The organism is Maribacter cobaltidurans (assembly GCF_002269385.1).
GTDB lineage: Bacteria > Bacteroidota > Bacteroidia > Flavobacteriales > Flavobacteriaceae > Maribacter > Maribacter cobaltidurans.
Genome location: NZ_CP022957.1, coordinates 2905001 through 2917879, shown reverse-complemented (window position 1 = coordinate 2917879; position 12879 = coordinate 2905001). Strand labels below are relative to the sequence as shown.

Genomic DNA, 12879 nt, shown 5'->3' with positions numbered 1-12879 from the left:
GCTATTCCTTTTCTTCGTTTTACTATTCCTTTTCTTCGTTTTACTTCAATAAGGAATACCTTGTTTCGTTCAATAAGCAAAGGCTAAAATTCAAAGCAAATTCCATATTCCCTTTCACTATCATTTTCTCCTGCTCGGTCCGTCCAATTTTAACAGATTGAACATTTTAATAAAACGGTCTACCAGCTGTTTGCCATACCGCTGTTCAATTTGACTAAGGTTTAGATTCGTGGTGATATGCGTCTTGGTACCCAAACGTTCAAAATTGCGATACCTATTCAGTAGGATCCGCACGAACACCTCTTCCTTGCCATATTGAAAGATGTTGTTCCCTTCCATTTCAGCTCCTAGGTCATCGAACAGAAATACGCCCTTAGAATAATATTGTATCACTTCCTCTTTGTTCTTTTCCAGGTTAAACTTGGCGACTACCTCCTGGGTAGAAATGGTTGGGAACCATAACTCATTCACTTGATAATATTTGGCCATATTTTGGATAATCTGAAAACTTGAGGTCTTCCCCGTCCCGTACGAACCAAATACCAATAGTCCTTTTCTCAAAGAGATGTTTTCCAAAAGCTCAAAAGCCTTGTCCCGGTTCCAATATTTGCAGAAGTGTTGCAAGAAACTTTTGTTTGAACTATCCACCTCAAAGTCCAAATTTGTATTGGCATAAAATACCTGTGCCATTTTGAAAAAAGCTTTTTTGAAACTATCAGGATCGCATAGCGGTCCTTTTATTTCCTCTCCTTTTTTCATAAGCCCTTCTATTTCCCTTTTCATACCTGCTATTCCAATATTTGACTTCTATCTTCGATTTTTCTTTTTAAAGAAGTATTTGATTTTTTATGTTGTTCTGTAATTGGTTTATTATGGTGGTCATTTTTGTCAATGCAGTTGCGATAATCCTTTCGATGCTGTCTAGACAGAATTGTCAAGTCAGAATCGACCGTTCGAAAACTGAATTGGAGCTTACTTCTTAGATATCTCTTTCTCCCGTCAAAAGACGTTTCCTCGATCCATCCCAAAGCCTTTAGTTCCGATATATATCTAGATACCTGTCTTTCTGAGATTTTGAGAAAGGAGGAAATGTATTTGTTGGACATATAACACTCCTTGCCATGCTCCGTAAAGCTATGTATTTCCAGAAATAGGATTTTGGCATACCAATTGACCTCGGTATTCAAATAGATCTGTTTAGGAATCCATATACCCTGAAAATTTCTATCGATGACTTTCATAGTGCTCTCTTATGAATTCTCGAGACGGTGTTTTTTCAAATGGGTATTTACTTTTTCTTCGAGTTCGGTTTCGGTATAAGAAGGGTTTTGAAGTAGCCATTCCTCAATTTTCTCTCGTTCAAAAAACAGGGACCCGTTGGTAGGCTTTGAAAAGGGAATCAACCTTGCGGATGTGAGCTTATAGATCTTGGAAAGGCTCCAACCAGTGTACATCTGTAAGTTCGCAACGTTGAAGACCTTTTTCTTGACCAGGGCAGCTTCATCGAGATGGTCGATCTTTTCAAGGAGTAATTTTACAAGGGAAGAATTTTGTTTGTCCATAATGCTTTCAAATTAAGTTTTCACTCTTTTTCCATGAGTAGCCCATGGAACTATTTGAAAGCAATTTGGGTAGGACTCCCTTTGTAATCAAGTAAAGGAAAGACTTCCGCCGCTTTTCGCTGCTTTCCTTTTCATTTTGTGGGTTGCCCTAATGGACAAAATGGTTTTCAATGTCGATTTTAAGATCCATACGTCTTTTGGGACTGCAGTTTTTCCAACCCGAATGTGCCTTTTGAAGTTGCTTTACCGTCCAATCTTTGTCCCTTGACTTAAAATTGTTGGTGATAAACTGGCAAAGACACAAAAGATTTTCCCCATAGTATCCTTCCAGGTTTTCTTCCGTGATATGGTTCAGAAACTCAAAAAAAAGCCTAAAGTTAGGGAGTTTTCTATCCGTAAGCGGTAGCCAGATTATTTTTTCGATAAGATTCCCACCAATTAAAAGCTGTTTGAAATCATTCTCGCTTGTGCTAAGGTAATCTCGGAAAATTCTAGAGCTATTACTGTTTATTCGATTGACGAAATCAACAAAACGGAAAGGCAGCTGTTTCTCTGAGGGAATAAGAACTTCTTGACGTTGTTGAATAGAATATGGATTCTTATATATTAGTAGGTGAGATACAAAAGCCTTTAAGACAATCAAATAAAACAAAGTCGTGATTATGACGGCAATTAAACCAACATAAAAGAAGAACTCTATTTCAGATTGAAATAATGGAACAAATAGGGTAAAAATAATAAGGGCAAAAGTAAATGTTATCAAAACAAACAGCACCCATCTCGGAATTTCCATAGAACGCATCCGTAAATTTTTCCGATACACATCGAAAACTGCTTTGTCGATTCGCTGGAAAAGCAAAAGAATTGTATTTTTAAAGGACGATTTCATAACCGCATGAAAGCTGCGTATGAAGATAGGAAGATATATGCAAAGAACATTTGTTTCACCCTTGTTTCACCCCTGCCAAAAAAGAAAGGCCCCGCATTGCTGCGAAGCCTTATCTTTACTATGTGGGCCCTACTGGATTCGAACCAGTGACCCCCTGCTTGTAAGGCAGGTGCTCTGAACCAACTGAGCTAAGAGCCCCAAAAGGAGTGCAAATATAGAATAGTTTCTTTTTACACCAAAAGAAAAAAATAAAAATTTTAAAGAACTTCGGCAACCACAAAAGTACTGCCTCCCACAAAAATCAAATCTGATTTTTTAGCTGCTTGTTTTGCAGCGTTATAGGCCTTTGAAACGTCCTCAAAAACTTGACCATTCAAATTATGTTCCTTGGCCTTTTTCATTAATATGTCAGCCGGTAAACCACGTGAAATATTTGGCTTACAAAAGTAATACTCGGCATTGGCTGGAAACATGGGAAGTATAGATTTTAAATCCTTTTCCTTTACAAAACCCAACACGATATACAAAGTATCATACGTTTCATACTCCAATTGTTCCAACACCAATTGCAAGCCCTCTTTGTTATGAGCCGTATCACAGATAATATTTGGTTCCTCGCCCAATTGCTGCCAACGACCAAGTAGGCCTGTATTTTCCGCTACATTCTTCAATCCGTCTACAATGTTCTTCTTCTTTATAATAAAAGCCGAAAGCTCTTTAATTACCGCCAAAACACCATTTATGTTTCTGGTTTGGTATTTGCCTTTTAACGATGACTGAAAAGTCTCGAATTGCTTTTGGTCCGCATATATTAATTTGGCATTTTTTTCTCGGGCCACCTGCTCAAAAACCGAAGCGGTCTCATCTTGATATTCACTAATTACCACAGGCGTATTGAATTTTATTATTCCTGACTTCTCAAAAGCTATTTTGGGCAGAGTATCGCCCAACATATCGACGTGATCAAAACCAATATTCGTAATCAATGAAATCACGGGAGAAATAATATTCGTTGAATCCAATCGACCTCCAAGACCCACCTCGACTACGGCCACATCCACCTGTTCAACAGAAAAGTATTGAAAAGCCATCCCTACGGTCATTTCAAAGAAAGACAAATGTCGGTTTTCAAAAAAATCCCTATTATCGGAAATAAATTCTACCACAAAGCTCTTCGAGACCGGTTTTCCATTGATTCTTATTCTTTCCCTAAAGTCCTTGAGATGTGGTGATGTGTAGAGCCCAACCTTATATCCTGCCTCCTGAAGAATGGATGCAATCATGTGGCTACTGGACCCTTTACCATTGGTCCCTGCTACATGGATAGTCTTAAAATTCTTGTGTGGATTACCCAGATATTCTGAAAACTCCAGAATACCATCCAATTTGTTGTTAAATGCAATCTTACCCTTTTGCTGATACATTGGAAGTTGTGCGAACATCCAATCCAAGGTTTCCTGATAGGTCACTCCCCTAATTTGAAATTTACGACTACAAACCCAATTTGTTGACTTGGGGCATTGGAATCCAAGTTCCACTTATGCATGAAGGCTGTCTTTCTTGCAGGTTCCAAAAGACACGGATTATTATTGGTAGTACCTCGAACACCAGGAGTAGCGCTTATTACCTTTCCACTTCTGTCTACCACAATTTTCACTACTACACGTCCTGATTCATTACATTCTTGAGGCACTTTTCCTTTATTGACCAAAGACCTTCCGTTTAATCCATAACCTCCCGTTCCACTACCCGAGCCTGGACTACCATAGTAACTAGTGGCATAGGGGTCACCATCGGGACTTCCTTTATCTCCTGCCCTACTATCGTCTCCCTCGCTACCGGAAGCTGTACCGTCCGACTTGTTTAAGCCACCCATAAGCTCATCCAATTTTTTCTTTTTGGCTTCTTGTTCCTGTCGGGCTTGTTCCTCTGCTTCCCTCTTTTGTTGGGCTATCCGTTCGGCTTCGGCCTTTGCTTTTTGCTCTGCTTCCTGTGCTTTTCTTTTTTGCTCTGCAGCCGCAGCATCGGCCTTTCTCTTTGTTTCTTGGGCCTGCTTAATTCTGATGGATTCTTCGTCCTCTTGGGTGAGAACCTTTTCAGAAGGGGCTTCCTTAACTTCTTCCTGTACTTTCTCCTCGACTTCTTCTACAGCTTCCGAAACTTCTTGCTTAGTAGGTTCAATCGGAGGAGTTTCCAAGGGTTCTGATCTTACGCGTTCCTTTGGCTGTACTCGTCCACTACCAAAGTCAGTGGTGCCAAAATTAACAGATATCCCGTTTTCTATTGGCGGATCCATATAAGTTAGTCCAATATAGAACATCACCAACAACAAAATGCTCAATAGCAAAGTTGTTAGTGTCAGGGATTTTTTCTTGTGTCTCGTGTCTAAAAATGCCATTAGTTAGGCCGCACCGCCAAAATGACCTTATAATTATTCCTGTTGGCAATATCCATTACGTTTACTGCCTCCTTTATGGCAACGCTTTCTTCCGCCCTCAAAATAATCGTAGGTTTTTCTTGACCTTCCAGTGCCTTTTTTAATTCAATTTCAATGTACTCTCCGTTTATTCTCTGATTGTTCACAAAATACTGCAAGTTCTTATCGATACTTACGGAAACATTTTGTGTATTGGTGGATTTACCCTTTGCCTTGGGCAACAATAAATCCAGCGCATTCGGTGAATTTGCCGTTAGCATGAAAAATATCAACAACAGAAATACAATATCTGTCATGGAGGACATGCTAAAGTCCGGACTCACTTTATTCCTTCCTTTTAATTTCATAATGAAAGATTAAAGAGGTTCGTTCAATAAATCCAAAAACTCCACTGCGTTAGCTTCCATTTTGTGGACTACCTTATCCGTTCTGTTCACCAAATGGTTATACCCCATATACGCTATGATACCCACTATCAAACCAGCAACAGTGGTTGTCATTGCCGTATAAATACCGGAAGCTAAAGATCCCATTTCCGCTTGACCACCACTACTGGCCATTTCATGGAATGCCAAAATCATACCAATTACGGTTCCCAAGAACCCAATCATAGGTGCTGCACCAGCAACCGTAGCCAGCACGCTAACATTCTTCTCTAGTTTATACACTTCCAAGGTCCCGGCATTCTCGATGGCCGTATTGATATCATCCAATGGTTTCCCAATTCGGGAAATACCTTTTTCCGTCAATCTGGCAACGGGGGAATCTGTCTGTGCACAAAGGATTTTGGCGGCTTCCAATTTTCCAGAGGTCACGTGATCCCGAATCTGATTCATGAAATTCTTATCAATCTTGGATGCGGCATTTACTGCCAATAAACGCTCAAAGTAAATATAAAGGGCTACACCAAGCATTAAAAAAAGTACCGTAATTATAATAACACTACCAGCACCTCCATTAAAAACCAAGTCCATTACAGAAAGTGTTTTCTCCTCAGAAATCACCTCTCCCGTAGTTGGATCTTGTGACAAATCTTGTATTAACATCATAGTATTCTTTATATGAAATTTGCCATTATAACGGATAATTCCGGATTAAATTATGCATTGAGGATAAAATCCCTAATTAAAATAAAGGCACCGGCACCGGCAACAAATCCAAGAAATGCTAACCATGTAATTTTCTTAAGATACCAGAAAAAGTCTATTTTTTCCATTCCCATGGCCACAACGCCTGCTGCCGAACCAATTATCAACATACTACCGCCTGTTCCTGCAGAGTACGCGATAAAGTGCCAAAGCGGATTATCCATGGTCTCTCCAAACATACCCATACTGGCCGCGACCAAAGGTACGTTGTCAATTACTGCAGATCCCACACCAAATAACATTACCACAATATCCGTATTTGGAATGGCATTATTAAGACTTTCGGCATAGTGGAAAAGCATTCCCAGTGATTCTAGGGCAGCCACCGCCAATAGGATACCCAAGAAGAACAATATACTTGGTAACTCTATTTTTGATAAAGAATGATGTACTGGACTATGGTGTCCTTCCGTATCGCTATGTTCCCCATCCAAAGAACTAATACTAAACTTCTTATTACTATAAATTTCAGCAAAGGTCGCCACTATTGCCAAGGATAGCATCATTCCTACATAAGGAGGTAGATGCGTTACTGTTTTAAAAAAAGGCACAAAAATTATAGCTCCAAGACCTAGATACAGCATAATTGAGCCATATTTGGATTTGGGTGTTTCAGTTTCGAATTCACCTTCAATTTTACCTTTAAACGCTTTGTAGGTTCCTGCAATTAAAACAGGTACCACCATACAAACTATAGAAGGAACCAGCACATGTTCTATAAGTTGGGCCGCAGAAACCTTATTGGCAATCCAAAGCATGGTTGTAGTTACATCACCAATAGGGGACCAAGCACCACCGGCGTTGGCAGCAATAATTATCATACCCGCAAACCAAAGCCTGGTATTCCTATCATTTATCACTTTTTGTAAAATGGTAATCAACACAATGGTTGCGGTAAGATTGTCTATAATTGCTGATAAAATAAATGCCAGGATAGAGAACAACCACAACAACTTCCTTTTGCTTCTAGTTCTTATATATCCTTTTATAGTTGCAAATCCATCGAAGTAATCAATTATTTCTACAATGGTCATGGCCCCTAACAGAAAGACCAATATTTCTGCGGTCTTACCTAAGTGATGTAACAATATTTCATCCAAATGGGTAGGTTCCAATTCTCTGAGCTCCGCATTCACCTCAAATACAGGCATATGATTTAATGCAATCAGGGCCCACAAGATAGCCATCATGGCCAAAGCAGGAATCAACTTGTCAATTTTTAGATTGTGTTCCAAGGTAATTGCGAGATATCCCGCTAAAAAAACAATAATGATAATGGTTTCCATTCGATGTTGGTTTTAGTTTCCTCTTATTAAGTAAGGTTTCAAATATAAGACTGAATTATAAATTTTGAAATTCTCATAAAGATATCCAAAAATGTCAATCCTACCATAGGTAAAAAAAGATTATCCTAGAGCAGTTTGATAGTCAAACTTTTACAAATTAATTTTTAACAAAATTATTTACCTATGATAAACACCTTCATTGTAGAACCAATAATCAAAACCACAGATTAGATAAAGAGTTAAGAAATTAAATGGTATAGACTTATATTTGTTGATATACCTATATTTCATATCACCATGGACTTTAAACTTACAGAAGAACAAGAATTAATCAAACAAGCCGCAAGGGATTTTGCCCAGAACGAACTTCTTCCTGGAGTAATTGAAAGAGATGAAAATCAACAATTTCCAGACGACCAAGTAAAAAAAATGGGGGAATTGGGCTTTTTGGGCATGATGGTAGACCCAAATTATGGAGGAAGCGGGCTTGATACCCTTTCCTATGTTCTGGTCATGGAAGAGTTATCTAAAATAGATGCTTCCTCTTCCGTAATCGTATCCGTAAATAATTCATTGGTCTGTTGGGGTATGGAAACCTTTGGGACCGATACACAAAAGGAAAAGTATTTGCCTAAGCTGGCAACTGGCGAAATGATTGGGGCTTTTTGTCTATCCGAACCGGAAGCGGGAAGCGATGCCACCTCACAAAAGACAACTGCTATAGATAAAGGAGACCATTATCTTTTGAACGGTACAAAGAATTGGATAACCAATGGTGGCACAGCCGGTGTTTATTTGGTAATCGCCCAGACTGACAAAGAAAAAAAGCATCGGGGAATAAATGCCTTAATCGTCGAGAAAGGTATGGAAGGTTTTGAAATTGGCCCTAAAGAAAATAAACTGGGGATTAGAGGTAGCGACACCCATTCGTTGATCTTTAATGATGTAAAGGTTCCCAAAGAAAATAGAATTGGAGAGGATGGCTTTGGTTTCAAGTTCGCCATGAAGACCTTAGCTGGAGGAAGAATCGGAATTGCGGCCCAGGCTTTGGGTATCGCCGCCGGTGCTTATGAACTGGCCCTTAAATACTCAAAGGAGAGAAAGGCCTTTGGAACTGAAATTAGTAATCATCAGGCTATTGCCTTTAAATTGGTAGACATGCACACCCAAATACAAGCGGCCAGACTTCTCGTTTATCAGGCGGCGAAAGACAAAGACAACGGTGAAGATTATGACCTTTCCGGCGCTATGGCCAAACTATATGCATCTCAGGTTGCTATGGAAACTACCGTTGAAGCTGTTCAAATACATGGAGGCAACGGATTTGTAAAAGAGTATCATGTGGAAAGATTAATGCGCGATGCAAAAATCACACAGATTTATGAAGGTACATCCGAGATTCAAAAAATTGTAATTTCTAGATCAATCCTAAAATAATTCCTTTTCTATTTACTTTACCCTTGGAAGTTTAAGGGCTGATAGCGTTATAAGACATAAACTATTTGTTAACCCCGATAGAAGGTAGGGTTAAATTGTTACAAACATTCATTTTTGGGCCCACACCCCCCTTATAGCTATTTGGCCTATTCAATAATATCCTATATTTATCAATATGACAAAATCCCATGAACAAAAATTACAATTTATAGGTTTTTTAACCTTTATTTCAAAACGTTGAATATTTTATTTGATTATCATAGAATCACTGATTATAATTTAAATAAAATAATATTTTTGGAGAAATACGATAAATTATGACATTGAAGAAGCAAGGGCTATATCTGCCAGAATTTGAACATGACAACTGTGGAGCCGGATTTATTTGTAGCTTAAAGGGAAAGAAATCCAATGACATTATACATAAGGCATTGGAGATTTTGGAGCGTCTTGAACACAGGGGTGCCGTTAGTGCGGATGGAAAGACAGGGGACGGTGCCGGTATCTTGATAGATATACCCCATAACTTCTTTAAAGAGGTATGTACCTTTGAGCTTCCAGATCAAGGAGAATATGCCGTAGGCAATGTGTTTTTCCCACAAAAACAGAATCAAAGGGATTTTTGTATTTCGGTTTTTGAGGAAAACATTAAAAAACAAGGCCTAAAATTACTAGGCTGGAGAAATGTTCCCGTTAATCGTTCGGTCCCGGGTAGAATAGCCGCTGAAACCGAACCCTTCGTAAAACAAATTTTTATCGCCAAGGAAAATCCGGAACAATCGTATTTCGATTTCAATTTAAAATTGTTCATCGCCCGTAAAGTAACGGAGCACGCTATTATAAAATCAAAGCTTTCAGAAAGTAAGTTTTTTTACGTACCGAGCCTCTCGACCAAAATAATCATATTCAAGGGGTTGCTAATGCCCATGGACATTAGTCTTTATTATTCCGATTTGATGGATTCCAGAGTGGTTACCCGTTTAGCCCTGGTCCACCAGCGTTTTTCCACAAATACGTTCCCAACTTGGGATTTAGCACAACCCTTTAGATATATGTGCCATAATGGCGAAATAAATACGCTAAGAGGAAATGTTTCCAGAATGTTCTCCAGGCAGGAATTGTTGGAGAGTGAAATGTTTGGGGATGAGATAAAAAATATCTTACCTATCGTTTTGCCGGGCAAATCAGATTCGGCCACAATGGATATGGTCGTGGAATTACTATTAATGACCGGTAGGTCCCTACCGGAAGTTATGATGATCCTGGTACCCGAGGCATGGGAAAAGAATACCGAAATGTCCGAGGCAAAAAAAGCTTTCTACGAATACCACTCCTGTATGATGGAACCTTGGGACGGACCCGCCTCCATTCCTTTCACGGATGGAAACTATATAGGTGCCGTTTTAGACAGGAATGGACTAAGACCTTCAAGATATTCTGTTACAAAAGATGATTACGTAGTAATGTCTTCAGAGACAGGGGTCGTGGAAATTGCACCGGAAAACGTTGAATTTCATGGCCGTTTAGAGCCTGGAAAAATGTTCTTGGTAAACATGGAGGAAGGTCGTATAGTAAATGATGAAGAAATCAAGGAGAAAATAGCCAAAAAACATCCCTACAAAAAATGGTTGGATAAAAACTTGGTTCATTTAAAGGATATACCTTATAATGACTGTCCTCTGTTTTTGGGAGAAGCCACATTGGAAAAGAGAAAATCCGTTTTTGGGTATACTTTGGAAGACATCAATACAATCATTCTTCCAATGGGCAAAACCGGTAAAGAACCCATTGGCTCTATGGGGTCGGATACTCCCATAGCCGTCCTTTCCCAGCGACCTCAATTGATATACAATTATTTTCAGCAGTTGTTTGCACAGGTTACAAACCCGCCATTGGATGGTATCAGAGAAGAACTAATAACGGACATAAGCCTTACCTTGGGCAGTGACCATAACATTTTTGAATTTTCTGAATTACACTGTAGAAAACTGAAAATCCAAAACCCGGTTATTTCGAAGGAGGACCTTGATAAAATAAAAAATTACGACGCCAGCCCAGACTATAAAGTAGTTTCCATTCCAATGCTATATCCTGTAGAAAAAGGACATAATGGTTTGGAAGATGCTTTGGAATCCATACTTGCGCAAGCGTCCCATGCTACAGATGAGGGTGCCAACATTATTATCTTATCGGATAGGAACGTAAGTGAAAAGGAGGCTCCCATACCCGCCCTGCTGGCTTGTTCATTTGTAAACAGCGGACTTCAAAAATTGGGCAAACGTTCAAAATTGAGTATCATTATTGAATCTGCAGAACCAAGGGAGGTACATCATTTTGCTGTGCTATTTGGTTTTGGAGCTAGTGCTATCAACCCTTATTTGGTTAACGAAATAATTGGGGAACAAATAGAGGAGAACGATATTACGGAATTCACTTTTGAGGAGGCCGTAAAAAATTACAATAAAGCCATTGGTAAAGGTATTTTAAAGGTAATGAACAAAATAGGTATCTCAACCTTAAATTCTTACCGAGGTTCACAATTGTTCGAATGCATAGGCATCAATACGAAAGTGGTTGAAAAGTACTTCCCCAATACACCAACAAGGATTCAGGGTATTGGTCTTTACCAAATAGAGAAAGAAGTGGCCAAACGTCACCATAAAGCGTTTTCAACCCAAGAAGTAGAAGCTAATCTGGACCTTGAGATTGGTGGCGAATACCGATGGAGACGAAATGGGGAAAAACATATGTTCAATCCATTAAGCATCGCAAAACTTCAAAAATCCGTAAGAAATAACGAACCGGATACTTACAAAGAGTTTTCTCAAATGGTCAATGAGCAAGCCAAAAACCTGATGACCATTAGGGGACTTTTTGAGTTTTCCAATTATGATCCCATTCCATTGGAAGATGTAGAACCATGGACAGAAATTGTAAAAAGATTTAAGACTGGAGCCATGTCTTATGGATCCATAAGCAAAGAGGCCCATGAAAACCTGGCCATTGCCATGAACAGGATTGGGGGTAAAAGCAACTCCGGAGAAGGTGGTGAAGACGAAGAAAGGTTTTACAAAAATGCAACGGGAGACTGGAGAAACAGTGCCATCAAACAGGTGGCTTCAGGTCGATTTGGAGTAACCTCCAATTACCTGACCAACGCGAAGGAAATACAGATAAAAATGGCTCAGGGAGCCAAACCAGGAGAAGGTGGACAATTACCCGGTCCTAAGGTAAATCCTGCAATTGCCAAAACAAGAAATTCCACGCCCTATGTAGGTTTGATTTCACCACCACCCCACCATGATATATATTCCATTGAGGATTTGTCGCAATTGATTTACGACTTAAAATCGGCCAATAGGAAAGCCAGAGTCAATGTAAAATTGGTTTCGGAGGTAGGTGTAGGTACTGTGGCCGCAGGGGTAGCCAAAGCAAAGGCAGATGTAATTTTGGTGTCCGGTTTCGATGGAGGTACTGGTGCTTCGCCATTGACATCATTAAAACATGCGGGCCTACCATGGGAATTAGGAGTCGCCGAGGCACAACAAACTCTGGTCCTGAACGACCTAAGAAACAGGATTGTACTAGAATGTGATGGCCAACTCAAAACGGGAAGGGACGTAGCCATTGCTTGCTTGCTAGGTGCCGAGGAATTTGGTTTTGCAACTGCCCCTCTAGTGGCATCAGGATGTATCATGATGCGTGTTTGCCACTTGAATACATGCCCCGTAGGTATTGCTACCCAAAATCCTGAACTCCGTAAAAAGTTTGAAGGAAAACCTGAGCATGTTGTCAACTATATGTACTTCGTTGCACAGGAATTAAGGGAAATTATGGCACAGCTTGGCTTTAGGACCATAAATGAAATGGTAGGACAAGTGCAAAAGCTAGATCGAAAAAAGGCCATAGACCATTATAAGGCCAATGGTATTGATTTAACCCCAATTCTGCATCAAGTGGATGTTCCCAAAGGAACTAAGTTTTATAATACGGAAAAACAACATCACGATGTATTCGATTCTATTGAATTCGACATCATTGAAAAGGCAAATCCTTCTTTATTCCGTAAGGAAAAATTGACTTTGGATTATCCTATTTGCAATACTGATCGTGCTGTTGG

General features: G+C 39.6%; 11 protein-coding genes and 1 tRNA gene (1 of these 12 running past the window's edge). 2 read left to right on the top strand and 10 right to left on the bottom strand.

What is annotated here, in order from left to right; all coding sequences use genetic code 11:
- Positions 1-120: 120 nt before the first annotated feature.
- From CJ263_RS12875 to nhaD, 10 genes are all read right to left on the bottom strand, one after another.
- Entirely contained in the window at positions 121-783 is a 663-nt protein-coding gene (locus tag CJ263_RS12875; protein WP_094997643.1) for a P-loop NTPase family protein, read from the bottom strand.
- Positions 784-788: 5 nt separating this feature from the next.
- On the bottom strand, positions 789-1241 hold the full coding sequence (locus CJ263_RS12870) for a helix-turn-helix domain-containing protein (protein WP_094997642.1): 453 nt from the start codon (positions 1239-1241) through the stop codon (positions 789-791).
- Between the two features lie 9 nt (positions 1242-1250).
- A complete protein-coding gene (locus CJ263_RS12865; RefSeq protein ID WP_094997641.1) occupies positions 1251-1562 on the bottom strand; it encodes a DNA-binding protein in 312 nt (103 codons plus the stop codon).
- A 148-nt stretch (positions 1563-1710) separates the two neighbouring features.
- Complete coding sequence (locus CJ263_RS12860; RefSeq protein ID WP_158657153.1) at positions 1711-2364, bottom strand: hypothetical protein; 654 nt, start codon at positions 2362-2364, stop codon at positions 1711-1713.
- Positions 2365-2574: 210 nt separating this feature from the next.
- Positions 2575-2649 (bottom strand) — tRNA-Val (locus tag CJ263_RS12855).
- A gap of 59 nt (positions 2650-2708) precedes the next feature.
- Positions 2709-3920, bottom strand: a complete 1212-nt coding sequence (locus CJ263_RS12850; protein ID WP_094997639.1) for a bifunctional folylpolyglutamate synthase/dihydrofolate synthase — start codon at positions 3918-3920, stop codon at positions 2709-2711.
- Positions 3917-4849, bottom strand: coding sequence for a cell envelope integrity protein TolA (locus CJ263_RS12845; protein ID WP_094997638.1), 933 nt, complete (start codon positions 4847-4849; stop codon positions 3917-3919). The genes CJ263_RS12850 and CJ263_RS12845 overlap by 4 nt, the downstream gene beginning before the upstream one ends.
- Positions 4849-5235, bottom strand: a complete 387-nt coding sequence (locus tag CJ263_RS12840; RefSeq protein ID WP_094997637.1) for an ExbD/TolR family protein — start codon at positions 5233-5235, stop codon at positions 4849-4851. Before CJ263_RS12840 ends, CJ263_RS12845 begins: the two co-directional genes overlap by 1 nt.
- 9 nt (positions 5236-5244) lie before the next feature.
- Positions 5245-5937, bottom strand: coding sequence for a MotA/TolQ/ExbB proton channel family protein (locus tag CJ263_RS12835; protein WP_094997636.1), 693 nt, complete (start codon positions 5935-5937; stop codon positions 5245-5247).
- A 50-nt stretch (positions 5938-5987) separates the two neighbouring features.
- Positions 5988-7322, bottom strand: coding sequence for a sodium:proton antiporter NhaD (nhaD, locus tag CJ263_RS12830; protein ID WP_094997635.1), 1335 nt, complete (start codon positions 7320-7322; stop codon positions 5988-5990).
- 297 nt (positions 7323-7619) lie between these two features.
- On the opposite strand from nhaD, the gene CJ263_RS12825 reads away from it, so the two are divergent.
- Both CJ263_RS12825 and gltB read left to right on the top strand, forming a co-directional pair.
- The gene (locus CJ263_RS12825) at positions 7620-8759 is read left to right on the top strand and encodes an acyl-CoA dehydrogenase (RefSeq protein ID WP_094997634.1); all 1140 of its coding nucleotides are present in this window, start codon (positions 7620-7622) and stop codon (positions 8757-8759) included.
- 317 nt (positions 8760-9076) lie between these two features.
- On the top strand, positions 9077-12879 hold the 5' portion of the coding sequence (gltB, locus tag CJ263_RS12820; protein ID WP_094997633.1) for a glutamate synthase large subunit. Its footprint extends 706 nt past the window's final position; the window shows 3803 of its 4509 coding nt (coding positions 1-3803); its start codon is at positions 9077-9079; its stop codon lies off the right edge, out of view.

What these genes read in the sequence shown, in the direction of transcription:
- CJ263_RS12875 (WP_094997643.1), bottom strand. Translation starts at nt 783, where the DNA reads ATGAAAAGGGAAATAGAAGGGCTTATGAAAAAAGGAGAGGAAATAAAA.
- CJ263_RS12870 (WP_094997642.1), bottom strand. Translation starts at nt 1,241, where the DNA reads ATGAAAGTCATCGATAGAAATTTTCAGGGTATATGGATTCCTAAACAG.
- CJ263_RS12865 (WP_094997641.1), bottom strand. Translation starts at nt 1,562, where the DNA reads ATGGACAAACAAAATTCTTCCCTTGTAAAATTACTCCTTGAAAAGATC.
- CJ263_RS12860 (WP_158657153.1), bottom strand. Translation starts at nt 2,364, where the DNA reads ATGCGTTCTATGGAAATTCCGAGATGGGTGCTGTTTGTTTTGATAACA.
- CJ263_RS12845 (WP_094997638.1), bottom strand. Translation starts at nt 4,849, where the DNA reads ATGGCATTTTTAGACACGAGACACAAGAAAAAATCCCTGACACTAACA.
- CJ263_RS12840 (WP_094997637.1), bottom strand. Translation starts at nt 5,235, where the DNA reads ATGAAATTAAAAGGAAGGAATAAAGTGAGTCCGGACTTTAGCATGTCC.
- CJ263_RS12835 (WP_094997636.1), bottom strand. Translation starts at nt 5,937, where the DNA reads ATGATGTTAATACAAGATTTGTCACAAGATCCAACTACGGGAGAGGTG.
- nhaD (WP_094997635.1), bottom strand. Translation starts at nt 7,322, where the DNA reads ATGGAAACCATTATCATTATTGTTTTTTTAGCGGGATATCTCGCAATT.
- CJ263_RS12825 (WP_094997634.1), top strand. Translation starts at nt 7,620, where the DNA reads ATGGACTTTAAACTTACAGAAGAACAAGAATTAATCAAACAAGCCGCA.